27 protein-coding genes, 1 tRNA gene and 1 pseudogene are annotated in these 25,097 nt (G+C 59.6%); 9 read left to right on the top strand and 20 right to left on the bottom strand.

Going from position 1 to position 25,097, the window contains the following annotated elements; all coding sequences use genetic code 11:
* Positions 1-89: 89 nt before the first annotated feature.
* A complete protein-coding gene (locus tag H9Q75_RS03585) occupies positions 90-1,418 on the bottom strand; it encodes an MATE family efflux transporter (RefSeq protein ID WP_186565018.1) in 1,329 nt (442 codons plus the stop codon).
* 135 nt (positions 1,419-1,553) lie between these two features.
* Between H9Q75_RS03585 and H9Q75_RS03590 the strand changes: the two genes are divergently transcribed.
* Positions 1,554-2,729, top strand: a complete 1,176-nt coding sequence (locus tag H9Q75_RS03590) for a M20 metallopeptidase family protein (protein WP_186564763.1) — start codon at positions 1,554-1,556, stop codon at positions 2,727-2,729.
* Between the two features lie 58 nt (positions 2,730-2,787).
* Here H9Q75_RS03590 and cysS read toward each other — a convergent pair whose 3' ends face one another.
* Together cysS and epsC are read right to left on the bottom strand one after the other, a co-directional pair.
* Positions 2,788-4,233, bottom strand: coding sequence for a cysteine--tRNA ligase (cysS, locus tag H9Q75_RS03595; protein WP_186564764.1), 1,446 nt, complete (start codon positions 4,231-4,233; stop codon positions 2,788-2,790).
* The gene (gene epsC / locus H9Q75_RS03600) at positions 4,230-4,895 is read right to left on the bottom strand and encodes a serine O-acetyltransferase EpsC (protein WP_243200657.1); all 666 of its coding nucleotides are present in this window, start codon (positions 4,893-4,895) and stop codon (positions 4,230-4,232) included. The genes cysS and epsC overlap by 4 nt, the downstream gene beginning before the upstream one ends.
* Before the next feature lie 397 nt (positions 4,896-5,292).
* On the opposite strand from epsC, the gene H9Q75_RS03605 reads away from it, so the two are divergent.
* Both H9Q75_RS03605 and H9Q75_RS03610 read left to right on the top strand, forming a co-directional pair.
* Positions 5,293-5,499, top strand: coding sequence for a helix-turn-helix transcriptional regulator (locus H9Q75_RS03605; protein WP_186565020.1), 207 nt, complete (start codon positions 5,293-5,295; stop codon positions 5,497-5,499).
* A complete protein-coding gene (locus tag H9Q75_RS03610) occupies positions 5,493-5,954 on the top strand; it encodes a hypothetical protein (protein ID WP_186564765.1) in 462 nt (153 codons plus the stop codon). The genes H9Q75_RS03605 and H9Q75_RS03610 overlap by 7 nt, the downstream gene beginning before the upstream one ends.
* Before the next feature lie 58 nt (positions 5,955-6,012).
* Here H9Q75_RS03610 and pgsA read toward each other — a convergent pair whose 3' ends face one another.
* The 10 genes from pgsA to H9Q75_RS03660 all read right to left on the bottom strand — a co-directional run bounded on the left by pgsA (position 6,013) and on the right by H9Q75_RS03660 (position 16,130).
* Positions 6,013-6,540: a CDP-diacylglycerol--glycerol-3-phosphate 3-phosphatidyltransferase gene (gene pgsA, locus H9Q75_RS03615; RefSeq protein ID WP_186564766.1), complete on the bottom strand. Its 528-nt coding sequence runs from the start codon at positions 6,538-6,540 to the stop codon at positions 6,013-6,015.
* A 7-nt stretch (positions 6,541-6,547) separates the two neighbouring features.
* On the bottom strand, positions 6,548-7,867 hold the full coding sequence (gene rimO, locus H9Q75_RS03620; RefSeq protein WP_186564767.1) for a 30S ribosomal protein S12 methylthiotransferase RimO: 1,320 nt from the start codon (positions 7,865-7,867) through the stop codon (positions 6,548-6,550).
* A gap of 18 nt (positions 7,868-7,885) precedes the next feature.
* A complete protein-coding gene (locus H9Q75_RS03625; RefSeq protein ID WP_186564768.1) occupies positions 7,886-8,461 on the bottom strand; it encodes a nitroreductase family protein in 576 nt (191 codons plus the stop codon).
* Positions 8,462-8,463: 2 nt separating this feature from the next.
* The gene (locus H9Q75_RS03630) at positions 8,464-9,108 is read right to left on the bottom strand and encodes a regulatory protein RecX (protein WP_186564769.1); all 645 of its coding nucleotides are present in this window, start codon (positions 9,106-9,108) and stop codon (positions 8,464-8,466) included.
* Positions 9,095-10,216, bottom strand: coding sequence for a recombinase RecA (gene recA, locus H9Q75_RS03635; RefSeq protein ID WP_186564770.1), 1,122 nt, complete (start codon positions 10,214-10,216; stop codon positions 9,095-9,097). Before recA ends, H9Q75_RS03630 begins: the two co-directional genes overlap by 14 nt.
* A 41-nt stretch (positions 10,217-10,257) precedes the next feature.
* On the bottom strand, positions 10,258-11,121 hold the full coding sequence (gene prmC / locus H9Q75_RS03640) for a peptide chain release factor N(5)-glutamine methyltransferase (protein ID WP_186564771.1): 864 nt from the start codon (positions 11,119-11,121) through the stop codon (positions 10,258-10,260).
* A 374-nt stretch (positions 11,122-11,495) separates the two neighbouring features.
* The gene (locus tag H9Q75_RS03645) at positions 11,496-12,476 is read right to left on the bottom strand and encodes a DUF1385 domain-containing protein (RefSeq protein WP_186564772.1); all 981 of its coding nucleotides are present in this window, start codon (positions 12,474-12,476) and stop codon (positions 11,496-11,498) included.
* A 91-nt stretch (positions 12,477-12,567) separates the two neighbouring features.
* Positions 12,568-13,986, bottom strand: a complete 1,419-nt coding sequence (locus H9Q75_RS03650; protein WP_243200658.1) for a sensor histidine kinase — start codon at positions 13,984-13,986, stop codon at positions 12,568-12,570.
* A gap of 55 nt (positions 13,987-14,041) precedes the next feature.
* Complete coding sequence (locus H9Q75_RS03655) at positions 14,042-14,728, bottom strand: response regulator transcription factor (protein ID WP_186564773.1); 687 nt, start codon at positions 14,726-14,728, stop codon at positions 14,042-14,044.
* A 40-nt stretch (positions 14,729-14,768) separates the two neighbouring features.
* On the bottom strand, positions 14,769-16,130 hold the full coding sequence (locus tag H9Q75_RS03660; RefSeq protein ID WP_186564774.1) for a hypothetical protein: 1,362 nt from the start codon (positions 16,128-16,130) through the stop codon (positions 14,769-14,771).
* Positions 16,131-16,278: 148 nt separating this feature from the next.
* Between H9Q75_RS03660 and H9Q75_RS03665 the strand changes: the two genes are divergently transcribed.
* Both H9Q75_RS03665 and H9Q75_RS03670 read left to right on the top strand, forming a co-directional pair.
* Positions 16,279-16,365 (top strand) — tRNA-Leu (locus H9Q75_RS03665).
* A 692-nt stretch (positions 16,366-17,057) separates the two neighbouring features.
* The gene (locus tag H9Q75_RS03670; RefSeq protein ID WP_186564775.1) at positions 17,058-17,951 is read left to right on the top strand and encodes a TrmH family RNA methyltransferase; all 894 of its coding nucleotides are present in this window, start codon (positions 17,058-17,060) and stop codon (positions 17,949-17,951) included.
* A gap of 15 nt (positions 17,952-17,966) precedes the next feature.
* Here the strand turns inward: H9Q75_RS03670 and H9Q75_RS03675 are convergent.
* The 4 genes and pseudogenes from H9Q75_RS03675 to H9Q75_RS03690 form a co-directional block, all read right to left on the bottom strand.
* Positions 17,967-18,715: pseudogene (locus tag H9Q75_RS03675) on the bottom strand (GNAT family N-acetyltransferase).
* Between the two features lie 82 nt (positions 18,716-18,797).
* Positions 18,798-19,352, bottom strand: coding sequence for a CDP-alcohol phosphatidyltransferase family protein (locus H9Q75_RS03680; RefSeq protein WP_186564776.1), 555 nt, complete (start codon positions 19,350-19,352; stop codon positions 18,798-18,800).
* A complete protein-coding gene (locus H9Q75_RS03685; protein ID WP_186564777.1) occupies positions 19,349-19,588 on the bottom strand; it encodes a hypothetical protein in 240 nt (79 codons plus the stop codon). Before H9Q75_RS03685 ends, H9Q75_RS03680 begins: the two co-directional genes overlap by 4 nt.
* The gene (locus H9Q75_RS03690) at positions 19,554-20,066 is read right to left on the bottom strand and encodes a VOC family protein (protein ID WP_186565022.1); all 513 of its coding nucleotides are present in this window, start codon (positions 20,064-20,066) and stop codon (positions 19,554-19,556) included. Before H9Q75_RS03690 ends, H9Q75_RS03685 begins: the two co-directional genes overlap by 35 nt.
* Before the next feature lie 254 nt (positions 20,067-20,320).
* Here H9Q75_RS03690 and H9Q75_RS03695 point away from each other — a divergent pair, with 254 nt between their 5' ends.
* Positions 20,321-20,674 carry a GNAT family N-acetyltransferase gene (locus H9Q75_RS03695; protein WP_341480902.1) on the top strand — a complete coding sequence of 118 codons (354 nt, stop codon included), beginning with the start codon at positions 20,321-20,323 and terminating at the stop codon, positions 20,672-20,674.
* Positions 20,675-20,914: 240 nt separating this feature from the next.
* Here H9Q75_RS03695 and H9Q75_RS03700 read toward each other — a convergent pair whose 3' ends face one another.
* Positions 20,915-21,475: a flavin reductase family protein gene (locus tag H9Q75_RS03700; RefSeq protein ID WP_186564778.1), complete on the bottom strand. Its 561-nt coding sequence runs from the start codon at positions 21,473-21,475 to the stop codon at positions 20,915-20,917.
* Between the two features lie 139 nt (positions 21,476-21,614).
* On the opposite strand from H9Q75_RS03700, the gene H9Q75_RS12950 reads away from it, so the two are divergent.
* The 3 genes from H9Q75_RS12950 (at position 21,615) to H9Q75_RS03710 (ending at position 23,454) form a co-directional block, all read left to right on the top strand.
* Positions 21,615-21,743 carry a hypothetical protein gene (locus H9Q75_RS12950; protein ID WP_423788625.1) on the top strand — a complete coding sequence of 43 codons (129 nt, stop codon included), beginning with the start codon at positions 21,615-21,617 and terminating at the stop codon, positions 21,741-21,743.
* 274 nt (positions 21,744-22,017) lie between these two features.
* On the top strand, positions 22,018-22,419 hold the full coding sequence (locus H9Q75_RS03705; protein WP_279287627.1) for a hypothetical protein: 402 nt from the start codon (positions 22,018-22,020) through the stop codon (positions 22,417-22,419).
* A 276-nt stretch (positions 22,420-22,695) separates the two neighbouring features.
* Positions 22,696-23,454 (top strand): MerR family transcriptional regulator, encoded by a 759-nt coding sequence (locus H9Q75_RS03710; protein WP_186564779.1) that lies wholly within the window; start codon positions 22,696-22,698, stop codon positions 23,452-23,454.
* A gap of 125 nt (positions 23,455-23,579) precedes the next feature.
* Here the strand turns inward: H9Q75_RS03710 and H9Q75_RS03715 are convergent, their stop codons facing one another.
* Together H9Q75_RS03715 and H9Q75_RS03720 are read right to left on the bottom strand one after the other, a co-directional pair.
* Positions 23,580-23,993: a DUF3788 domain-containing protein gene (locus H9Q75_RS03715; RefSeq protein WP_186564780.1), complete on the bottom strand. Its 414-nt coding sequence runs from the start codon at positions 23,991-23,993 to the stop codon at positions 23,580-23,582.
* 154 nt (positions 23,994-24,147) lie between these two features.
* Positions 24,148-25,005: an AraC family transcriptional regulator gene (locus tag H9Q75_RS03720; protein WP_186564781.1), complete on the bottom strand. Its 858-nt coding sequence runs from the start codon at positions 25,003-25,005 to the stop codon at positions 24,148-24,150.
* Positions 25,006-25,097 lie beyond the last annotated feature (92 nt).

The following is a 25,097-nucleotide window of genomic DNA, read 5'->3' on the forward strand; positions in this document are numbered from 1 at the left end:
CACTCTTAATACCCGCCGGAAAGCGGAAATATCTCACCACAGAATAATTTTTACAGAAAAAAGGGCGCCCGCTGTGCGGGCGCCCTTTGTCAGCGGTCCAACTGATCCTCCAGCCGCCCCAGGGGCCGGTAGACCACCATGTACATGGTGAGGATGCAGGCCAGTCCACCCACCACATTGGAGACTGGCTCGGCCAGGTAGACCCCTGTGACTCCCATGCCCAGGGCCGGGAAGATCAGTGTGAGCGGGGCCACAATAAACGCCTTGCGCAGCAGGGAGAAAAAGATGGCGTTTTTGGCCCGGCCCAGCGCCACAAAGACCGACTGTCCGATAAACTGGAAGGACATGCAGAAGAATACGGCAAAATAGATACGAAACGCCGGAATACCAGCCGCGATCAGGTCCGCCTCGTTATTGAAGATGCGGATCAGCTGCTCCGGGAAGAGCATCGTTGCCGCCCATACCGCGACGGAATAGACCATGGTCACCGCCGCGGTGAAGCGGACGCCCTGGCGCACCCGGCTGTACTGCCTGGCGCCGTAATTATAGCCCAGCACCGGCTGACAGCCGCTGGTAATGCCGGAGACGGGCATGGAGATGACCTCCCGCACGGAGTTGACCACCGTCATCACGCCCACATACAGGTCGCCGCCATAAACCTGCAGGCTGGCGTTGCACAGCACCTGTACCAGGCTGTTGGTCAGGTTGACCACCAGGCCGGAGGTTCCCAGGCTCAAAATACGCTTTACCCTTCCCGACTCCAGCCGCAGTGCGGACAGTCGCAGGCGGAGAATGGCGCGCTTTCCGTTGAGAAATCCCAGCACCCAGGCCGCTGAACAGCCCTGGGAGATGATCGTGGCCAGGGCCGCGCCACGCACCCCCATATCCAGTGCAAAGATAAAGATCGGATCCAGCACAATGTTGACCACCGCGCCCAGGGCCACGGTGAGCATCCCCATGCGGCCGAAGCCCTGGGCGTTGATGAACGGATTCATGCCCAGGCCAATCATGACGAATACGGTACCGCACAGATAGATGGTCAGATAGTCGTCCGCGTAGGGAAATGTGGCGTCGCTGGCCCCGAACAGATAGAGGATCGGCCTGCGGAAGAGCAGGCCCAGCACGGTCAGGGCCACTCCGAAGCACACCAGCAGGGTAAAGGCATTGCCCATGATGCGCTCGGCCTCCTCCTGCTCCCCCTTTCCCCGGTGGATGGAGCACAGGGGTGCGCCGCCGGTTCCGCACAGGTTGGCAAAGCCCATCACAATGGAAATAATGGGCAGGCACAGCCCCAGGCCGGTCAGGGCCAGGTGGCCAGGCAGACGCCCCAGGTACATCCGGTCCACAATGTTGTAAAGAATATTGATCAGCTGGGCCACTGTCATGGGCAGCGCCATGCTGAGGATGCTGCGGGGCATGCTGCCCTTGGAAAAATCATTCTGACTGACAGACAAATCGCTCTCTCCTTGCTTTTCCAACCCATGTAATATATGATTATACCAAAGATTCCGCCAAGTGCAAGGCAGCGCCTGGCACAGAAGGGAGACTGCTCCATGAAACTGCTGGAAGAAGCCCGGGCACTGGCCCCGGAGCTGCTGGAATTGAAACAGGATCTGCACCGCCGCCCGGAGCTGAGCTTTCAGGAAAAGCGCACCACCGCTCTGCTGAAGGCCCGGCTGTCCTCCCTTGGATTCGAGCTGATAGACTTGGATATGGAGACCGGAGCGGTCGCCCTGCTGCGGGGCGGACGCTCTGGCAAAACAGTGGCCCTTCGTGCGGATATAGATGCCATCGCCCAACAGGAACCAGAGGGTCTGCCCGTGGTCTCCCAGGTCCCCGGGGTGATGCACGCCTGTGGGCACGACTTCCACTCCGCATGCCTGTGGGGGGCCGCCCGCCTACTGGCCCGGCGGCGGGAGGTTCTGTCCGGAGACGTGGTTTTTCTGTTCCAGCCCGCTGAGGAGATCACTCAGGGCGCCAAAGCCATGGTGGCCCATGGTCTCTGGAACAGGCTGCCCACCCGCCCGGACGCGCTTTTCGGGCTGCACAACCGGCCGGAGCTACCTGCCGGACAGATCGCCCTGATGGAGGGGCCGGTGATGGCAGGCAAGTCCCATTTTACTGTCACGGTCCGGGGGAGCACAGGACACGGAGGCTCCCCGCACAAATACGCAGACGTTATTGTGGCCGGCTGTGCTCTGGTAGGCGCCATTCAGACCATCGTCAGCCGTGATGTGGACCCGATGGACGCGGCTGTATGCTCGGTACACTCCGTCCACGCGGGTACGCCGGACAACTTTGTGCCCGACCGGATGACGCTCACTGGCAGCATCCGCTTTCACAGCCAGAGCGCCCACTCCCGCATCCAGGCGCGCCTTACCGAGCTGGCAAACGGAGTTTCCGCCTCCTACGGCTGTAGCGCCCAGGTAACGCACCTCCCCGACGTGCCGCCGGTCGTGAACAGCCCGGCCATGGCCGCTTTGGCCCGGCAGGCCGCCGAGGCGGTGACCGACGCAAAGCACATTGTCTCCCCCAGGCCTGATATGGGGTCAGAAGATTTTGCCGTGCTGGCGCAGGATGTACCAGCTTTCTTCTATTGGCTGGGTTCCGGTTTCCCGGGGCGGGAAAATCCCTGCTGGCATCATGAGCGATTCTGTACAGACGATTCCGCCCTCCCCCTGGGGGCCGCCCTGCTGGCCCAGTCCGCCCTGACTGTCCTGGGTTCCTAAGACTTTTTAAAAGCCGGGAGACGTCTTGCCACGTCTCCCGGCTTCTACGCTGCCCTGCTTATATTCTTCTCCAGGTCGCGCCGTTCTTGGCGTCCAGGATCTCAATTCCCTGGGCCCTGAGCGTGTCACGGATGTGGTCAGCCTCGGCCCAGTTTTTGGCTTGCTTGGCCTCCCCCCGCTGGAGCACCAGCGCGTCAATGGCCGGGTCCCCCTCGCCGGTGACGGTGTAGCCGCCCGCGGCCTGCACCGTCTGGACCTTAGCGGCCTCAGCCCGCCTGGCCCGGGCCTTTTTCAGCAAATCCAGGCCCAGCACCTGGTCAAAGCTGTCCAGCAGGGCCAGCTTTGTGGCGTCGCCGGTCTCCGCCTTCAGCACATCGTACAGGGCGGTAACCCCCAGGGAGGTGTTCAGATCATTGCCCACGGCCGAGAGAAACTTCTCCCGGTAGGTCTGGAACACCGCCTGGTCCACCGCTCCCTCCTCTTTCAGGCCGGCAATGCGGCCCACCAGTTTGTCGTAGGCCGCCCTGGCGTTGTCCAGGTTCTCCCAGGAAAAGACCAGGGCCTTGCGGTAGTGGGACTGCAGACAGAAGAAGCGGTATACCAGCGGGTCATAGCCCTTCTCCTCCAGGGTGGAGACGGTGGTGAAGTCCCCCTTGGACTTGGACATCTTGCCGCCGTTGGTGTCCAGGTGGGCGATGTGCACCCAGTATTTGCACCAGGGGTGGCCCAGATAGGCCTCGGACTGGGCAATCTCATTGGTGTGGTGGGGGAATGCGTTGTCCACGCCGCCGCAGTGGATATCCAGATGCTCTCCCAGATACTTCATGGAGATACAGGAGCACTCGATGTGCCAGCCGGGATAGCCCACGCCCCAGGGGGAGTCCCATTTGAGGGCCTGGTCCTCAAATTTGGACTTGGTGAACCAGAGCACAAAGTCGTTTTTATTGCGCTTGTTCACATCCTCCTCCACACCCTCGCGCACGCCCACGGCCAGATCCTCCTCGTCGTGGTCATTGAACACATAGTATTTCTGCAGCTTGGAGGTATCAAAATACACATTGCCCCCGGCCTGGTAGGCGTAGCCGGTATCCAGCAGCCGGGAGATCACCTTGATGTAATCTCCGATCATGCCGGTGGCGGGCTGCACCACGTCGGGGTATTTGATGTTGAGCTTTTCGCAGTCGGCAAAGAAGGCGTCGGTGTAGAACTGCGCGATCTCCATGACGCTCTTGTGTTCCCGCCTGGCACCCTTGAGCATCTTGTCCTCGCCCGTGTCCGCGTCGGAGGCCAGGTGGCCCACATCGGTGATGTTCATCACCCGCTTGACGTCATAGCCCTCGTAGCGCAGCAGCTTCTCCAGCACATCCTCCATCAGGTAACTGCGCAGGTTTCCAATGTGGGCAAAGTGATACACCGTGGGGCCGCAGGTGTACATGGACACCTTGCCCGGCTCATAGGGGACAAAGTCCTCCCGCTTATGGGTCGCGGAATTGTACAGTTTCATACTTCTTTACTCCTCATCTGTTCATCCAGCAGTTTTTCCAGCCATTCCAGGCGGGAGCTGACTGCCTGCAGCTCCTTCTGCACCGGGTCAGTGACGTGGATCTGATCCACATCGGCGGCATAGTCGATTTTTTCACCCGCAATGCGTACCACCCGGGCGGGCACGCCCACGGCGGTAGCGTCGGGTGGGATCTCCTGCAGCACCACCGCGTTGGCGGCAATGCGCACATTGTCTCCCACCTTGAACGGGCCCAGCACCTTCGCCCCGGTGGACACCATGACATTGTTTCCCAGGGTGGGGTGGCGCTTCCCCTGGTCCTTACCCGTGCCGCCCAGCGTGACGCCGTGGTAAAGCAGGCAATCGTCTCCCACCTCGGCCGTCTCCCCGATGACGATGCCCATGCCGTGGTCAATGACCAGACGGCGGCCAATTTTGGCGCCGGGATGAATTTCAATGCCCGTCCAGCAGCGGCTCCACTGGCTCACCATCCGGGCCAGAAACTTCAGGTGATGGCGGTACAGGAAATGGGCGATGCGGTGATAGATCACCGCGTGCACCCCTGGATAAAGCAGGAAAATCTCCAGACGGCTCCGCGCCGCTGGGTCGCGGGCCTGATAGGCCCGAAGGGTCTCGCCTAGTCTGGTCAGGACAACCACCTCCAAAAAACAGCAACGCCTCCTATGCCCGCAGGCATAAGAGGCGATCAAATCGCGGTTCCACTCTCATTTCTCACTCAAAGGGCCAATGACGGGGCCAAGCCGGAGGGCATCCACATCCCCCTCGCTCCCGGGTGCAATTCACACAGGGGTTCCGCAGGACCGCTTTCAGCCGGTGACGGTCCCTCTCTGCTCGGCGCTTGCCTGCGCTACTCTTCCGTTCATCGCGATATTTACTTGTCGCATTATATTACCACAGCCCGCCAAAAGTGTCAAGCGCAGTGGCATCCCCCGGCTGTCTTCCTGTCCCGTCTTTTTGTAAAGCATACTTGACACCATATGTAAAGCATGCTATACTTTAAACGTAAAGTGCATTTTATATTTTAAAAAAGGTGTGAGCATCCTGACCAATCGAATTGCGCAGCTACGGAAGGAGTGGCGTCTCTCCCAAGCGGAACTGGCCGACGCGGTTGAGGTCACCCGGCAGACTATCATCTCTCTGGAAAACGGGCGTTATAACGCCTCCCTTCTGCTAGCCTACAGGATCGCCCGTTATTTTGGGCTGACCATCGAAGAAGTTTTTTTGTTTGAGGAGGATCCCCCATGCTGATGAAAAAGTTTACTTTCAACGGCGACTACGCGCTCACCCTGCGCATCCGCCGCATCCTCTGCGCCGCCCTGCTGCTGGTGGGGTTGGTGGGTATCACCTGCTATTTTCTGCTGGTTTCCGGCAGCACTCTGCCCGATTTCGCCCGCGGCTTCTATCTTGGAGCCGCCAGCGGCATCACCGGCTGCGCTCTGGTCCTGTTGATCCGGGTGCAGTATCTGCTGACCCACCCGGAGGCCCGGAAAAAGGCCCACATCCAGGAACGCGATGAGCGGGAACAGGCCAACCGGCACGGCGCCCTCTATTTTGCAGGGCTGCTTACCTTTTTCGCCTCAGCTGCGGCCCTGTTCGTGCTGTTGCCTATCAGCAGGGCGGCCTTTTACGTCCTTTTTGCGGTTATTGCCGTCTACGTGCTGACTTTCCTGCTGGCCAGCCTGTGGCTGTCCCGGCACCGCTGAGCTCTGCCTGAACAAAACACGGCGGCTCCCCAAATGGGGAGCCGCCGTACCTTTTACTTTACATGTTCTTCCAATCCATCACGTCACGGTTCTTCAGGAAATACTCGATGCCGGAGTAAATGGTGGTCACAACGATGACCGCCACACAGACCGCATCCAGCTGCCAGGACCGGAATAGAAGCATCAGGCAAATGCACACCATGGTGGAGGCGGTCTTGACCTTGCCGGACCAGGCGGCAGCGATGACCCTCCCCCGCTCCGCAGCAATCAGGCGCAGGGCGGTCACGGCAAATTCCCGAAACAGCACGATCACCAGCGCCCAGGCGGGCATACGGGCCGTGGCCACGAACCAGCACATGGCCGCCATGACCAAAACCTTGTCCGCCAGAGGGTCCATAAATTTGCCGAAGTCCGTCACCTGGTTATAGTGCCGGGCGATGTAGCCGTCCAGAAAATCCGTGACGCTGGCCAGGATAAAAATCATCAGCGCGATGAACATATGAAAGGGGAAGTCCAAGTAGAGCACCACAAGGAACACCGGGATCAGAATCACCCGCAGCAGGGTCAGCTTATTGGCAGTATTCATGGCTTCGTCACTCCTCGATTTCCCCGGTCAGATCGCCGTCGCTTGTGCCCGTGATGCGGACATTGACAAAGGTTCCGGCCGGGATCAGCCCGGCGGCGGTAAAGAACACCTTGCCATCCACGTCCGGGGAATCGGCATAGGACCGGCCCGCATAGCAACCCATCTCCGTGTCAAAGCCCTCGCACAGGACCTCCAGCACCTCGCCCAGCCGGGATTCGTTCCACTGGTCCATCACCCTGGACTGCAGGTCCACCAGCAGCTCCACCCGGCGCTGGGCCACATCGGCATCCACCTGATGCTCCATCACCGCGGCGGGCGTGCCCTCCTCTGGGGAGAACTGGAAGATGCCCGCCCGCTCAATTTTGGCCTCCTTCAGGAACTGGCACAGCTCCTCAAACTCCGCCTCTCCCTCTCCGGGCAGGCCGCAGATCAGGGAGGTGCGCAGCACCAGGCCGGGCAGCCGCTGACGCAGCTTGGCCAGCAGGGCGATGATCTCCGCCTTGGTGGAGCGGCGGTTCATGGCTTTCAGGATGCCATCGTTGATGTGCTGGAGGGGGATATCGATGTAATTGAGCACCTTGTGCTCCCGGGCGATTACGTCAATCAGCCCGTCATCCAACTCATCCGGGTAGAGATAGTGGAGGCGCACCCAGTGGAAGGGCAATTTACATAATTCAGTCAACAGGTCTCCCAGCCGCCGCCGGCCATACAGGTCGGTGCCGTAGCGGGTGATGTCCTGGGCAATGACGATCAGCTCCTTCACCCCGCCGTCCGCCAGAGTTTTGGCCTCCTCCAGCAGGGACTCCATGGTGCGGCTGCGGTAGCGCCCCCGCAGATAGGGGATGATGCAGTAGGAGCAGCGGTTGTCGCACCCCTCCGCAATTTTCAAGTAAGCGGTATAGGCGGCGGTGGACACCAAGCGGGGCCCGTCCTCCACCGTATGGTCGATGTCCCCGAAGAAGGTTGGCTCGTCCCCCTCCATCAGGGCCTCCAGCGCGGGCACGACATCCGTATAGCTGCCGGTACCCAGCATGCCGTCCACCTCGGGCATCTCTTCCATAACCTGGTGCTGGTAGCGCTGAGTCAGGCAGCCGGCCACCAGCAGCTTGCCCAGCTTGCCCTGGTCCTTCAGGGCGGCCAGCTCCAGAATATTCTGGATCGCCTCGCTCTTGGCGGAATCAATGAAACCGCAGGTATTCAGCACTGCCACATCCGCCCCCTCCGGCTGGGCGGTGACAGTGTGGCCCGCGGCCTTGACCAGGGCCATCATCTGCTCGGTGTTCACCAGATTCTTGGCGCAGCCAAGGGAGATAAATGCAACCTTCAAGCAACTCTTCTCCTTATCTTACACAATGGTATAGCGCCCATCCCGCCGGGGCGGCAGCTTGGCCTCGCCCTCCGGGTAGCCCAGGGTGATCATGGCGATAAACTCCCCCTTATCGGGCGCGAAACGCCGCTGAAGCTCCGGGCCAAAGCCCATCTGCTGCGGCGCAGTCATCCAGCAGGAGCCAATCCCCTTGTCCCAGGCCGCCAGGAGCATATTCTCAATGGCCGCGGCCACGGACTGCATGGTACCGTCCCGGCTGGGATATTCCGGCTTATAGAAAAAGGCCAGCAGGCAAACGGGGGCTCCTCCCAGGCTTGTCAGAAAGCGGCTGGTAATCCCCACCTGCTCCGGGTGGCGCTGAAAGCGCTCCTTCAGAACGGGGCGGAATCTTTCCACCACGCCTCCCATCAGCTCCTTCACCTCATCCAGGGCCTCCTGGCTCTGAACCGCCACAAAATACCAGGGCTGCAGATTAACACCGGAAGGGGCGTAGAGCCCGGTCTCCAGAATCTCCTGCAAATCCTGTTCCGGAATAGGATCCGGGCGGTAGCGCCGGATGCTGCGGCGGGTCAGAAGCGCCTGTCTTGTCTCCATTTTTATTCCTCCTCCATGGACGCGCCGTACCGGCGCAGACCGGAGCGAATCTCCTCCCAGCGATACCCACGCCGGGCCAGGGCGTCCGCGGCCCGTTTCAGTTCTTTTTCCTCCGGGGCCCGGCCCCGGAATTTTTTCTCCAGAAAAGCGTCGATCCCCGCCTCCTGGCTCTCACAGCCCTCCAAGGCCTCCTCCCACCACTCCCGGGAAATACCCCGGCGGTAGAGCTCGTCCCGGATCTTCCGGGGGCCATAGCCCTTTGCGGCATAGTGCTCCGCCACCATGCGGGCGTAGGAGGCGTCGTCCAGATAGCCCAGGCCCTCCAGCCAGGCGGCGATCTCCTCCGCCTCGTCCCGGTTCACCAAAGGCTGCTGCTCCCGGTCATGGGGGCGGGCAGTGAGCTTATCAATGAGCTCCTTCCGTGAGAGGGGCCGGGCGGCGAGCAGGCTTACCGCCTTCTCCTTCCCCCGGCTGAGCCGGGCGGCCGTCTCCAGCTTATCCAGGGCCGCCCTGTCCAGCTCCATACCTGCATACAGGCCGAAGGAGACCACGTCTCCCTCCCCCAGGCGCAGGATGGCCTCGTCCTCCAGGTAGGCCAACCAGCGCCCCGGAACCCGCTCCGAGGGCAGGAGCTTAACGATCCGCATCCTCGCCGTCCTCAAAATCGTCGGCGGACACGTCTACCGCCCGGCCAGCCGCCCTGGCGGCAGCCTTGGCCTGCCCGCTGAGCAGCTTGTAGGAGTTCTTGCGGATCTCCGCCTCCACCTGCTCGCACAGCTCCGGGTTGTCCTTCAGATACTGCTTGGCCGCGTCCCGGCCCTGGCCGATGCGCAGATCCCCCATGGCAAACCAGGAGCCGGATTTCTGCATGATGTCCAGCTTGACCGCCAGGTCCACGATCTCGCCCACCTTGGAGATGCCCTCGCCGTACATGATGTCGAACTCGGCCTCCTTGAAGGGGGGCGCCACCTTGTTCTTCACGATCTTGGCCCGGGTGCGGTTACCGATGATCTCGCTGCCGTTTTTCAGAGACTCGATGCGGCGCACGTCGATGCGCACCGAGGCGTAAAACTTCAGGGCACGGCCGCCGGTGGTGACCTCTGGGTTTCCGTACATGACGCCCACCTTTTCCCGCAGCTGGTTGATAAAGATGACCACACAGTTGGTCTTGGCGATAGAGCCGGCCAGCTTTCGCAGGGCCTGGCTCATCAGCCGGGCCAGCAGACCCACGTGGGAGTCGCCCATGTCCCCCTCGATCTCCGCTCGGGGGGTGAGGGCGGCCACGGAGTCCACCACCACCACATCAATGGCGCCGGAGCGCACCAGCGCCTCGCAGATCTCCAGGCCCTGTTCGCCGGTGTCCGGCTGAGAGATCAGCATGGAGTCAATGTCCACCCCCAGGGCGCGGGCATAGGAGGGATCCAGGGCGTGCTCGGCGTCAATGTAGGCCACCTCGCCTCCCCGCTTCTGCGCCTCTGCCACCACATGGAGGGCCAGGGTGGTCTTGCCGGAGGACTCGGGGCCGTAGATCTCAATGATGCGCCCTCGGGGGACGCCGCCGATCCCCAGGGCCAGATCCAAGGACAGGGATCCGGTGGGGATGGACTCCACCACAATCCCGGTGTTCTGCCCCATGCGCATGACCGTGCCCTTGCCATAGGTCTTGTCCAGCTGGGCCAGGCAAGTCTCCAGCGCCTTCTTCTTGTCCGACGCGGGGGACGCGCTCTCTACCGTCATCTTCTTTTTCTCAGCCATATGCTTTTGTACTCCTCTCAACAGCGGGGCCAGCCCCCAGATTACGTATTGGCGGTTCCCTCCACCACCCGCCAGATGCCGGCGGTGTCCTGATAGGTCTCGATCTGCTCAAAGCCGTTTTTGCCCAGGATCAGCTCCACCTCTGGGGCCTGGGTCTCCCCCACCTCAAAGAGCATGCTGCCCCCCAGGCGCAGCGCTGTCCGCCACTGTTCGGCGATGGCCCGGTAAAAGTCCAGGCCGTCCGCCCCGCCGTCCAGGGCCATATGGGGCTCGTAATCCCGCACGGACACATCCAGCTGCGGGATCTCGCCGGTGGGGATATAGGGCGGGTTGGAGACAATCACATCGAAGTCCCACAGGGAAGGGCTGGGCTTCTCCATGGCGTTGGCCTGCACGCAGGTCACCCGGGCGTTGAGCTCATTACGTCGCACGTTCTGCTTGCAGACCTTCAGGGCCTCCTCGCTCATGTCGGCCAGCACCACCCGGCAGGCGGGCACATTGGCCGCCACCGCCAAGCCCACGCAGCCGCTGCCGGCGCACAGGTCCAGCACCCGCGCCCCCTCCCCGGCCGCCCGGGCCAGGAGGATGGCCCGCTCGGCCAAAAGCTCCGTATCCATCCGGGGGATGAGCACGTCCCGGGAAATATCCAGGGTCATGCCGTAGAACTCCCACTCCCCGATGATATAGGCCACGGGCTCCCCCGCCAGCCGGCGGGCGATCAGCTCAGCCAGCCGCTCCTCCACCTGGTCGGAGGCATACAGCCCCATGTCCCGATAAAAGCCCTCTCGGTCCTTGCCAGCCGCACAGCATACCAGCTCCCTGGCCTCCAGCTGGGCCGCCTCCACCCCGGCTGCTCTGAGCTGACGGCGGGCATCCAGGTACAGGTTGTTATAGGTGGTCGCCATAAAACCACTTCCTATGCTTCTTCTTTCTCTCTCAGTTACAGCGAAAGGACTCGCAGCGTTTCCGCCGCATGGCGGTGGAAAGAAATGCAAAGAATGTGCGAAGCAGGACATGTGCCTGCGGAGCACCTCTTAACTTCTGGCCGCTGCGGCCACAACCTCTCCGGCCGTGCCGGAGAGAGGGGGGTATCGGGTCCAATGGGGACAACCTCTCCCCTGAACAGGCTGAAGGTCCTTATCACGCTGCGGCACGCTCGCGGCCGGGTCGATAAGCCCTCCGACTCCGGGCACAAACAGGTGGCGCTTTGCGCCCCCTTCGGTTTGCGCCCATCCGCTCCGGTCTTATCTCCCCTGCTCACGGCCTCCGCGCTTCTATTTTACCACTCGTCCTTCCCCTTCTCCTCCGGCAGGACCAGGGTGAAGGCCCGGATGCCCACCTCGATCATGGAGTCGTCCGGCTCAAAGGTAGTCCAGTTCTGAAGCCACAGCCCCGGGGCGGTCATAATGCGGGTAAAGGGATTGTCGTACTTCCCCACCAGGCGGTTGAGCTCATAGGTGATGCTCACGATCACGGGCAGCAAAAGCAGATGCAGCCCCATGCGCGCAAAGGTGTTGGTCACCTCCACAAAGGAGAACAGCACACTGGAGAGCAGGATGGACACCACAATCACCACAAACAGAAAGCTGGTGCCGCAGCGGGGGTGGTGCTTGGGCTGGACACGCACGTTCTCCACCGTCAGGGGCAGGCCATGCTCATAGCAGAAGATGGTCTTATGCTCGGCCCCGTGGTAGGAAAACACCCGGCGGATGTCCTTCATCCGGGAGCAAAGCATCAGATAGGCCAGGAAGATCACGATGCGCACCGCGCCCTCCAGCAGGTTGCGCACCCACATGGGCATGCCCGGGAAAAACCAGGCCACGCCCCCCGCCAGGGCCGTGGGCAGCAGGAAAAAGAGCAGCACGGAAAACAGAATGCCCAGAATTACCGCAAAGGTGACCAGCGCGGAGGCAGCCTTCTCACTACCCAGATGCTTATCCAGCCACACCTCGAATTTGGTGGGCTCCTCCGGCTCGTCCTCCTCCGAGAAGAAGGAAGCGGAGTACATCAGGGCTTTGACCCCATTGGCCAGCGAAGAGCAGAAATTGAACACGCCCCGAAGGAAGGGCAGCCCCAGAGCCGGGTGCTTGTCCTTGATCAGCACCCGCTCCTCCACCTGCTCCTCCAGTGTTCCGTCCGGCTTGCGCACCACGACCGCCTTTTTCTCCGGTCCGAGCATCATGATGCCCTCGATGAGCGCCTGCCCGCCGATCATGGTCTTGTAGGGCGTGGCGCAGGATTGATTTTTTTCATTTGGCATGGAGGTTTGGTTCTCCTTAACTATAAATATCTTTACGTATTGTACCAAACCCGCACCCCGATTGCAAGGGGTGCGGGCAAAGTTTTAGAACTTATGTTCTATTTTCAGGCAACGGCAGATGAATGGTGACCACACAGCCGCCCCCCTCCGCGTTGCCGATCTCCAGCGTGCCCTCATGGCGGGTGATGATCTCGTCGCACACGGCCAGGCCGATGCCCGAGCCACGGGCCTTGGAGGAGCCCTTGTAGAATTTATACTTTACATGGGGCAGCTCCTCCTCAGGAATGCCCGGGCCATAGTCCCGGATGGTAATCACCACCTGGTTTCCTTCCTGGAAAATAGCTGTGTCGATCCGCTTACCGCTGCCGCCGTGCTTGGCCGCATTGTCCAGGAGGTTGCAGAACACCTGACGTAGCCGCTCCGGATCCCCGCTGATGAGGGGGAACTCCTCCTCACAGTCGGTATGAATGAGCTCAATGCCCTCCCGGCGGAAGAACTCCCGGTAGGTATACACCGCATCCTCCAGCTCGGCTTTGATGTCCATGGGCTCCACGGACAGGGTAAATCGGCCATCCGAGATGCGTGAAAACTCCAGCAGCTCCTCCACCATATTGGTCAGCCGCCGCGCCTCGGAGACAATGATGCCCATGCCCTTCTTCACGTCTGAGGCATCCCGCACCTCGCCGTTCATAATGGTCTCCGCCCAGCCGTTGATGGCGGTGAGTGGCGTGCGCAGCTCATGGGAGACCGATGAGATGAACTCCGACTGAAGCTTCTCCGTCTGCTTGATCTTCAGGGACATATCGTTGATCGCGTCGGTCAGATCTCCGATTTCATCGTCGTACTGCTTGTCAATCTGCACGCCGTAGGAGCCCTCCGCGATTCGCTTGGCGGTCTCGGTAATGCCGGCCACCGGCTCCACAATGGAGCGGACAAAATAGAGGTTGGAAAAGTACACCATGGCCAGGATCCCAACGCCGATGCCCAGCGCCGCCCCTACGATCAGGATGATCTGCCGGTCCACCAGGCGCAGGGAGGTGACATACCGCATGGCGCCCACCACCTCGCCCTTGATAATCACTGGGCTGGAGACCGCCATAATGTGCTCGCCCGTGCCGGGGTCGGAGCCGGTCCAGCTTCTGGTCCGGCCCTGGGCCAGCGCCTCGCTGATGTCCGGCGTGCCAGGGGAGCGGAAGGCGGTCAGGTCGGAGCTGGAATAGCGGATCAGGCCGCTGGCATCAATGAACTCCACCTCCAGCTTTTCCCGGTCTGCGGTGGTGTTGACAAAGGACTGGGCAAAGGTGTAATAGGAGTTTTGAAAGTAGCGGAACTGGCTGGCTGCGCCGTCGGCCGTGGCCTCCAGCGTGTAGAGCATATTGGTGTAGTAATAGCTGCCCATGGCCACCGTAAATGCCGTTACCGCCAGCAGAACAATAAACAGCACCACGCTGATGGAGTTGAAGATCCACCTGCGTCGGATGCCCGTGATTTTTTTCATCTTCATTTTCATTCCATTGGTTCACCACCTGGGTTTTTGGGGGTCCTTCTACCCGCCCGGACAACCCCTAAAAGCCCCACTTATAGCCATAGCCCCATACCGTGGTAATAAAGCTGGGATTGGTGGGGTCATCCTCAATTTTAATGCGCAGCCGGCGGATGTTTACGTCCACAATCTTCAGTTCGCCAAAATAGTCCCGGCCCCAGACCGCGTCGAGAATTTCCTCTCGGGAGAGGGCCTTTCCAGGGTTGTCCATAAACAGCTTGATGATGTTGTACTCCACCTGGGTCAGCTTCACCCGCTGCCCATTTTTCTCCAGGGTGCGGTTGCGGGTGTTGAGCAGGAAAGGCGGCTGGCTGATCTCGCCGGTGTCAATGACCTCGCCCCCGCCGGTGCGGCGGTATAGGGCGTCGATGCGGGCGGTGAGCTCCGCCGGCGAGAAGGGCTTTGTCACATAGTCGTCCGCGCCGGTCATCAAACCGGTGACCTTGTCCATCTCCTGGGTGCGAGCAGTTAACATAATAATACCAATGTTGTTGTCCCCCGCCCGGATGCGGCGGCAGACCTCAAATCCATCCATATCCGGAAGCATAATGTCCAGCAGCGCCACCTTGATGTCCGGGTTGCGCTTGAGCTGCTGCAGGGCCTCTTCTCCGCTGGCGGCCTCAATGGCCTCATAGCCCGCCCGCTTCAGGTTGATCACCACAAAGCTGCGAATATTGGCTTCATCCTCCAGCACCAGCACCTTTTTCATGGCGTTTTTTCCTCCTATCAAATCCAGTTTGACCGCTTGGTCAGCTGCCGGAAATCAGGGAAAATGCGGCCTGCACGGACTCCTCAGTCAGCCCGCTGTCCCAGCTGCAATCCAACAGTCTGCCCGCGTAGATGACGTTATTGTCTTCTCCCTGCGGGGGATATAGACGGAACCGCCCGGCCATATCCGCCCGTCGCTCCCGATTTTCACCCGTCAGCCGATAAATCACCAGGAAAGGCTCCGGCTCCATGCCGCTCCCCTCCTCCCAGTAGGAGAAGATCACTGCCCGCTCGCTGCCTCCCGCCTGATCGCTGCGGGACAGGCACACCTTCCCCTCCCACTGGTCGGGCAGGATAAAGTACCATCCGTCCCGCTCGTTGTGATAGGTGGTAAAAACCGTCGTGGGCGTTCCGTTGATGTCAAACTGCCGCCAGCGCAGGGCCCAGAAATTGACCGCCGTGGTGGTCTGCTTCGGGTCGGGCAGCGCGTAGGGCTCCGGTAGCTCCATGATGCCGTCGCCGTTGATGTCTGTTCCGGATACCTGATTATACCAGCGCACCGTGCTGCTGCTCTCACCGGTCTCCGGGTCCAGGGTAATGTTCTGAATCCGCCCGTCCCTCCAGGCCATAATGTCGGTGATGCGCCCGTTCTCGCTGTAATAGGACGGCACAAAGACCGCCGGCACATGGTCCTTCAGGTAGCCGGTCTGCATCCCGTTTTCCACCGGAGAGGTGGTATTCTGGGAGAGCATGGCTGAGGACTCCAGCTCCAGTACGCTGTGGAAATTATAGAGGTCCACCCGGCTGCTCCCGCCAGTTTCGCCGGCCATCAGGACAATCAGCTCCTTCTGGTTGTCCATATCCAGGTCAAACACCCGGAAATCCGTGTAGTCGTCCGTACGGACCAGCTCCAGCACCTGGTCGTGGGCGATGGAATAGGCCGCCAGCGAATAGACCTTTTCGCTCATCTGCCAGCTGACCACAATTTCCTTGGCCGGCGTATCGCCCAGGTTCTCATAGGCCACACAGTTGATGGCCGAGCCGGCCCCCTCAATGACGGCGGCCACCTCATACTCCTCGCCCAGCTGGCGGTAGATGTAAATTTTCAGCGGCCGCTCGTCCGAGGTGACCCGGAAAAAGGCGATGGCCTCCTTCACCCCGTCTCCGTCCAGGTCCTGCAGCTGCACAGGCTGGCTCAGCTCTCCGGTAAGCGGCGCGGCGGACTCGGCGGAGTTCTGGGCCAACACCTCTTCAATTTTCTTTTGAAGCTTCTGGTAGTCCTCCGGCAGTTTGGGCAACACGTACAGTTCGCTCACCGAGCCGGAGATGCAGCCGGAAAGCAGCACGGCCAACAGCAGGGCCAGCGCTGTGATCCGGCAGGATTTTCCAATATATCGTTTCATTTTTCCTGGCCTCCAGGCAACCCATTATCTTTTGTATCATATCATACTTTGCTCCGAAATGGTACGGCTATTTTGATTTTTCGACCCTGCACGCCGCGAAAACTCTTGCCAAGCCTTTGCTTGTCGTGTATAATATCTTTTAGTATATGCCGGTGTGATGGAATTGGTAGACGTGACGGACTCAAAATCCGTTGGTGGCGACATCGTGTGGGTTCGAGTCCCACCACCGGCACCATAATGAATGAAGTCCGTTTTTCGAACATTTTTATCGAAAAACGGACTTCTCATTTTGAGCAGCGCGCTTCAAAAATCTCTAAATGGAAAAGTATTGTTTCTACTCCACGCGATCTTTAAAACACTATTTTCGATCAGCAGCATTTCACTAGAGCAGAACACATCTTACATTTAGACATTCGCTCCCTTTTATGATATGCTAAAATAGTAGAAACGTAAATCGGAAGTCGGAAGGAACGCTGATATGAAATTAAAGACCGCAAAAGCTGTAATGTGGGTGTTATTTGCCATCTTTTGTGTGTTAATCTTACTTATGGTTTTGACAAAGTCTGCACCCTTCGGTTATGCGGCAATTGTCACTATTATTGTCTATGGAATCATAAATGTTGCGTTCTGGCGCTGTCCTAACTGCGGAAAGTGTATTGGCGGGATTTGGCTCGGAAAATATAACCATTGCCGCTATTGCGGAGAAGAAATTAAACCGTAAATTATGGTTTATCAAATCAGTTCTAGCGGCATCTATAGTGTTGCGATGTACCACGTCGGAGCAAGCTTTGTATCGCTTGCTCCGACGTGGTACAAAAGTCAGAGCGCGCTCATTCTGCTGTTCCCCGCTGTGCGGCTGTTGGCGGCACTGCTGCCGGGCTTCGGGCCGGAATGCGCGGGAGGCTCAAAGGACAGGAGGTGTGCGTTATGGCAAATATCATCCGGGTAACGGATCTGGAGTGGCCGGAGCTGGCTGTATTCACACGCCTGACCCAGGCGCAGCTGCGCAGCCGGAGGGCGCCGGAGAAGGGGCTCTTCATCGCGGAGAGCGCCAAAGTAATCGACCACGCTCTGGACGCCGGCTATGTGCCGGTCTCGTTTTTGATGGAGCGCAGGCACATTGAGGGACAGGGGCGGGCCATCCTGGCCCGCTGCGGCGAGACTCCGGTCTACACGGCCGACAGCGGCCTGCTGGAAGAGCTGACCGGCTACCGGCTGACCCGCGGAATCCTGTGTGCCATGCACCGCCCCCGTCTGCTCCAGGCGGAGGAGCTGTGCGCAAAAGCCCGGCGCGTGGCCGTCCTGGAGGGAATCGCCGACCCCACCAATGTGGGCGCGATCTTCCGCTCGGCCGCGGCGCTGGGGATGGACGCGATCCTGGTCACCCCCACCTGCTGCGACCCGCTGCACCGCCGCTCCGTGCGGGTCAGTATGGGTACGGTATTCCAGATTCCCTGGACCTATATCGGCAGCAAGGTGGCGGACTGGCCCGGCCACGGGCTGGAGCGGCTGCACGCCCTCGGCTTTCGGACCGCCGCCATGGCGCTGAGCGGGCACACGGTCCCCATTGACGACCCACGTCTGGCCTCGGAGGCAAAGCTGGCCATTGTGCTGGGGACAGAGGGGGACGGACTGGCTCCCCAAACGGTGGCCGCATGTGATTATACCGTCTGCATCCCCATGTCCCACGGGGTCGATTCCCTGAATGTGGCCGCGGCCAGCGCGGTGGCCTTCTGGCAGCTCAGCGCCGGAGAAAGCGCCCCCGGCTCAGAAGGGGGTAATCACACGGCCCTTCCTGCCCTGCGGCGGGAAGGGCCGTGATCGGAGGCTTCACGCTCATTTGAGGATTCGCTTCAAACCGGCGATATCCAGCAGATTGACCGTTTCCAATTTTCCTTGATAGAATACCGCCCAGTTGTTGAAGACGCAGGGCAGCGTCTTTGCTTTCTGCAGCGTATCCACCAGGTGCAACGACGCGGGGATTCCGTTCTCCCGGCAATATTCTTTGAGCCGTTCCACGGCCTGATAGACAAAGGGGCACTGAAAGTCATAGTAAATGGTCAGCTCCTTTGTCTCGATTTCCTGCTGCTTCGCATTTTGGGCAAAACCCGGAGCGCTCCCATCAAAGGAAAGAGCCAGAAGATCATAGCCGTTCTGCGTGGTATCTACCACCTCAAAGCCGTAACTCTTTGCAAAGGCCTGGTTGGACAACCAGGCCTTTTGCCTGGCCGCCCCCAGCATACACACGCCGGATTTTCCCTTCTCCCGGGCGTCTGTCAGGCAATACTCCATCAACTCTTTTCCATAGCCCTTTCCCTGGTGCTCCCCGTTTACCCACAGACAGTACAGATAGAGGTAGCGCGCTCTCCGGTAACCGGCACCCACGCCGTCTCCAGGGGGGCGTATTCCACAAAGGCCGTGGCCCTGGCATTGAGTTTTGGAAAGACAGGCCCTTCCTTCAGCCGCTGGGAGAGCCATTGCCGTTTGGCCTCCACGCCGGGGTGGGGCTTTTTGCTGCGGATGATGCAGCACAAATGTTCATCCACCAGATTTTCCGGTGTTACGGTAATAAAATCAGAGCACAGAGCCGTCACCCCCCTTGTTTAAAATTCGTCAATTGGGCTGATTTCATGACCTGCTGTCTGCCCGGCTCCTCACCTGTTTTCACTATGCTGTGGGCTCCCGTCCCTTCCCCGCCGTCCAAATCGACTTCCGGTCTGGCTCCCAGCCCTCCGCCCTGCACTCGATAAGCAATTCCTCCAGCGCGGAAAAACCAGCCACGGCGAGGACGGCGATCAGTGCCCAACGGGATTCAAACAGCAGCAGAGCAAAGGGGTACAGGGCCAGCAGAGCGCCGGTCATCTTGTTGCCCCAGGTATGCAGAAATCCAAAGCGCCCAAAGCGCAGCCAGGCGGTCAGCGCGGCGGCGAAACGCGCCGCCGCAATGGCGCAGATCCACGCAGTGATCCAGGGACCCGGCGCAGCCAGTGGCCAAAGCCGCCGCACCAGCACTGCCGTCACCGCCATATCCGCCGCCGAATCCAAGCGCGCGCCGAACTCGGAACACGTGTTCAGCCGACGGGCCGTCAGGCCGTCCAGCATATCGGTCAGGCAGCAGAGCAGATACAGTATCAAAAACGGTACAGATCCTTTTGCCTCCAACATCCCAAACGCCAACGGAAACCGCGCCGCCGTGAGCAGGTTTGGCAGCCGCTTTCTCATAAGAGCCGCCTCAGCGCCGCGGCGATGTCCTTTAAAATCAGCCGCTGCACGTCCGCAGCTGGAATGCAGATGGCCTGGTTTCCCACCAGAGCGGCTTTGCCTTGGAGAAGCGCGGCAAGGCCCCCAAGGTAGGGCACCCAGCGCTCACTCCCCCGGCTTTTTGCCGCAATCCGTGATGTATCGGCCTCCTCGGCGCGCTTGTCAGTTAAGCGGGCCGCCCTCTGCGAAAGCTCCATTCCCGTCCGCCCCCTTCGGCTCACCCACACAGTTCTTCACCCAATCCAGCGACACATCCATCCGCTTTGCCACCTGTTCCCGGGTCATGCCGCCATCCAGGAAGCGGCGCACCACGGCCTCCATTGCCTCTCCCACCTCAATGATGTGGTGGTCCGGATCATAGAAGCGCACTACCCGCTGGCCCCAGCGGTGTTCCTTCACCGGGTGGACATACTCCAGCTCCAGCCCCGCCAGCGTATTTGCAAAGGCATCAAAGTTCTCCTCCTCAAAATAGAGCTCCCCCGCATTTCCGCCTATGGAAACGGGCCTTCCTTCGATAAATTCCCGCCATGTCTCCAGCGTCTGTAAGCACACGCCGCCGGTCAGCGTCACATTGGCCCCGAAATCCACGACCACATCCAGCCCCAGGACCCGTTTGTAAAAATCAATGGAGGCAGCCAGATCCCTCACCGCCAGCAGAGGACTTTCAAAATGCATCATACACTTCCTTTCTTCCGCGCTCGGCCCACCCTTCCCGGGCCTTCCGCCGTGCGCCGACTCTCTTTTTATTTCATCCGTGCAAAATCATGGGCCTCCTGCAGCCAGCCCATCAGTTCTCCATCCAACTGCCCCGCCTGCGACACGATGACATGGTGCGTCCAGCGCCTGGGGCAGGGCTCCGCAGCGCCTCATACAGCGGCAAAGCGCGGGGCTGAGCGGCGAAAAACAGGTATTCATCCGGTGTCATCCAAATCCCTTCTCCTCTACGGCCAGTATACCACGCAAATCCCTGTCCCGCTACTGTTGAATCTGAGACAAAGGTTGCATTTCAGACCGGGCGGATCATCGGACATGTGATGTATATGCGCTCGGAAATCCGTGCCGACGACGGACGGGTAATCCCCATCAGGACCTTCGGCCCCATCAGCATTGCGCCGGACTGCATGCGGCAGGGCTATGGGACCGCCCTGCTCCGCCGCTCCATGGAGGCGGCCCGTACGCTGGAAGCGGGCGCGCTCGCCATTACCGGCAGCATCGGCTTTTACGGAAAATCCGGCTTTACGGTGGCCAGCACAAAGGGCATCCACTACTTTGCTGAGTCCTGAGAGGTCGAGGTGCCCTACTTTCTGCTCCAGGAGCTGGAGCCCGGCTTCCTGGGCCAGCACCGCCAGAACCACATCCTCCGCCCGGTAGTAGTCGGACACATACCAGAAAAAACTGTTGCGCAGCAGCAGCGCTGCCAGCAGAATGCCGGCGGCGATCCACAGCTTTTTATGGCGTGGCCTGCGCTTCGTTTCCATGGAGCTTCCCCCTATTTCAAAGATAGGGCCATCCTCGCCTCGCGATCATTTCAGCTTGGCGCCGTCCTGGAAGGCGTTTCCCACTTTCTCTCCCAGTTTGTGGTAGGCGCTGTGGATGGGGTCGAAGGTGATGGGCTGCAGTTTATCCGGGTCTATGGCTCCACCGGCGTCCAGTATGGACTCGTCAGCACTGACGTTGACGATCTCGCCCACCAGACGGCAGCTCTCCGGGTCATAGCTGACTAGGCGGCACTCCACCGCCATGGGCAACTCGTCGATGAGAGGCGCATCTACAAATTCTGATCTGGTGGTGTGCCAGCCCGCCCTTGCCACCTTGTCGGCCACCCTATTACCGGACACAATGCCCACATAGTCGCAGGACACCACATGCTCCGCAGTGGCCATGCTGACGGTAAATGCCTTGCGGGCAAGAATGTTGGCGGTGGTCTTGTGGCCGGCGCTGATGCACATGGACAGCTGCTTATCGTCGCTGATCCCGCCCCAGGCCGCATTCATGGCGTCAGGCGTGCCATCCTCTCCATAGGTGGCGAGGATAAAGACCGGCTGCGGATAGGTCCAGGGCTTTGCTCCAAAATTCTTGCGCATAAAACATACCTCCTGCTGTGTTTTGATTTGGCTGGTCTCGGATGCGAAGATCAGCCGCAATCAATCGCTGCTTTGATGACCCCATCCCTCTTTTTTCAAATAGCTCATAGACTTCGGCGATATCCTTCAGGGGATAGGTGTGGGTGATCAGGGGGACGGTGTCCAGCTTGCCTCCGGCGATGAGCCGGAGGATTTCCCTGCAGCTGCAGCCGTCTACGCCGCCGGTCTTGAAGGTCAGATTTTTGCCGTACATATCCGGCAGGGGTAGAGTCTGTGCCTCATTGTAGAGGTCTACCATGGTAACGATGGCGTTGGGCCGGGCACAGTCCCAGGCCTAGGTCCTCGCCGTCCTTCAAGAAAATGTGTTTCATGTTCGGTCCTCATCGTTTGTTGCTTCCATTTGGCTTATGGTGTTCCATTATATCACAAGTTCCGGCTTTGGAACATGGCAATCGGTTGCCGGTCACGGGGCGCCATGCTATGATAGCGGTTACTGATTGCGGCCAACTGAACCGGATTTGACGAGCAGAATGGAAAACAGCATGAGAGAAGTAGATCCCAAGAGCACCTCCCGGGCGCTGGCCTTTGAACTCTGGAGGAAGGCCCCCATGCCCATGGTGACCCTGATGAAGACGCTGGATGTTTCGCCGCTGGTGCGGCTGAGCCGGAAACGGGGTTACAAATTCCATATGCTCCTGTGCTGGTGCATCGGAAAGGCGGCCGCCCGGACGGAGGACTTCTACCTGCTTCCCGTGGGGGACAAGCTGATGCAGTACGACAAGCTGGCGGTCAACACGGTGGTGACTACCGGAGACGGCGGCATCGCCACCTGTGACATTCCCGTTTCCTCTGAGCTGGAGCAGTTCAATCGGGACTACATGAAGCTCACCGGGCAGGTCCACGAGATCGGGGAGAGCCTTGAGCTGGCGAGGACTATATGGTAATCGGCACCTCCGCCCTGGCGGGATATGAGATCGACGGCGCGGTGAACATTAATGCCGGATGCTACAACAATCCCTTCCTCATCTGGGGCAAATACCGGAAAAAGTGGCTGCGCACCACCCTGCCGGTGTCCTTTCCAGTTCCACCACACCCCGTTGGGCGGGATCCCGGCCGCGGAATTTTTAGAGCGGCTGCAGCAGGAGATCCAACAAATTTAAAATTTCCCCTTGACTCTGACGCTCCGTCAACTGATACAGTATCCTCAGGGAGGGATTTTTATGGAATATTCCATTCAAGAGCTGTCGCGCCTGTCCGGAGTGACCACCCGCACCCTGCGCTGGTACGACCAGATCGGACTGCTGAAGCCCAGCCGGGTGGCGGAGAGCGGCTACCGCTATTACGGCAGGGCAGAGGTAGACCGGCTGCAGGACATTCTCTATTACCGGGCCCTCGGGGTGGAGCTGGCCCGAATCAAGGAATGTCTGGACGATCCCTCCTTTGACCGTCTGGCCGCCCTGAAAAGCCACCTGGCCGCTTTGGAGGCGGAGCGGGAACGGCTGGAGACGCTAATCCGATCGGTGAAAGACACCATCCGAGCGGAAGAAAGGAAGGAATTCATGAGCGACGAGCAGAAATTTGAGGCGTTCAAGCAGCGTACTGTGGCCCATAACGAGGAAGTTTACGGAGCGGAGATCCGCGCCAAGTACGGCGACAAAGAGGTAGACGAGGCCAACGCCGCGGTGATGAATCTAACCCAGGAGCAGTACCGGGAGTGGACCGGCCTGGGCCAGGAGATCCAGGAGCGGCTGGAGGCGGCCATCCGGTCGGGCCTGTCCCCGGAGAGCGAGGAGGGAAAGGAAATCTGCGCCCTCCACCGCCGGTGGCTCACCATCACCGGGAACCGGTATGATCCGCCCAAGCACCGGGGGATCGCGGAGCTGTATGTGATGGATGAGCGGTTTACCGCCTACTATGATAAGCACATTCCCGGCTGTGCCCGTTTCCTGCGGGACGCAGTCATCTACTGGGTAAAATAAGAAACAGGACAGGCCCCCGGTTTTCCGCCGGGGGCCTGCCTTGTGTGCCAATCTCCTAATGATGGATTTTAGCCTAAGCGGAGAAACTCCCATTCCCGGCTCCTGGACCTCTCAAATACTCCTCTTTATGTTCTGCTTGGCTTCCTTTTGATGGCCAACAGCCTGATGAAATCCTCAAACAACGAGGTGTCCGTTGGCTCAAACATCAGCCATTTCCCATCATGGTAAGTTGGCGTTTCGTCATAAATTCTTTGAACTTCCTCTGAGTAATGTTCCCTATCATTTTCAAATTTCAATCGCTCATCCTTACCTAAGATGACCATAAATCCGACGCAGTTTTCTCTCGCATAGAGTGCGCATAAGGTTTTGCCGCCGCGGCGGTATTTATACTCATAGGCCCATGCTTTCCCGCCGCTGCCCCACAGACGCTCCATATCATATCTTTCGTCAATCAAGGCACATAACTGGGTCCAGATCTCATATAAGGGTTTACCCACTAAAATCGTCATTTGCTCCGCGTTGGGTACCATATCAAACATGACAGCCGCCTCCTCTATCCATCAGAATGATATTGTTATTCTGCCGTATAGGCATGAGTTTCTCTATCAAATTCCTCTTATAGCGAGGCGGCTGTCGATCAAGCTTTTCGCGCTTCTTTATCCCGCAGAAGCATTTTTCCAGGGGGTATGCGCCTTACTTCTTTTCCACCGGGATCCAGGCCTCGCAGTAGTAGTCCTGATCCTGGGTGCCGTCCTCAAACTTGCTGGGGTCGCTGTACATCTCCACATTGATGCCTGCGGCGATCTTGTAGTCGGGGTTCGTGGGCAGCCACTGGGAGAATATCTGCTGGTTCAGACCCTGGATAGCCTGGGGCATCCGGCCGGTACAGGAAAATACCGCCCAGGTGTGGGCCGGGATGGTGCGGGTAGTGAAGCCGTCAGGGATCTCCTTGGCGGGATCGTAGTTGTCGGCGATGAGATATTCAAACTCATTGCCACCCATGCTCTCGTCCAGGTTGATGCCGTACATGCCGCACACCACCTTGCCGCCGCCCGTGCCGAAGTGCTCCGCCCAGAACTGGGGAACCTGGGCCACGGCCTCCTCATACTTGAAAGTCTTTGCCCGGCAGAGCACCGTAAACGCCTCTTTTTTCATAATCTTGCAATCCATGTTTTGACCACCTTCCAATGTCACTTTGATCCGAAGCGGAGCAAAGGAACGGACCGCGCCTCCGCTTTTTCGCAGTGCGGCAGGTGTGAGGCCATGGAATCGGGCAAAAGCCTTGGTGAAGCTGTCCGGCGAGTCGTAGCCGAACTCCAGCGCGATGTCGATGATCTTCCGGTCCGTCGTGAGGACCTCCAGCCCGGCGGCGGAGAGCCGGCGCTGGCGGATGTAGTCGCCCACCGTCATACCGCACAGCATGGCGAAACCCTTCTGAAAGTAAAAGGGGGACAGGGCTGCCTGCTGTGCGATCTCCCGGATGGTCAGCTCCTCCCGGAGATGTTCCTCGATATACTGGATCGCCTGATGAATGCTTGTTACCCAATCCATTGGTCACACCGTCCTTCTGTCCTCCAGCATACCGGAAACGGGCGGTCCCTGCCCGATTTTCCGTGCTCATGTTTGTCCGGTGATGTTTATGC

Origin of the sequence: Lawsonibacter celer (genome assembly GCF_014281125.1) — a bacterium.
In the GTDB taxonomy this organism is placed as follows: Bacteria; Bacillota; Clostridia; order Oscillospirales; family Oscillospiraceae; genus Lawsonibacter_B; species Lawsonibacter_B celer.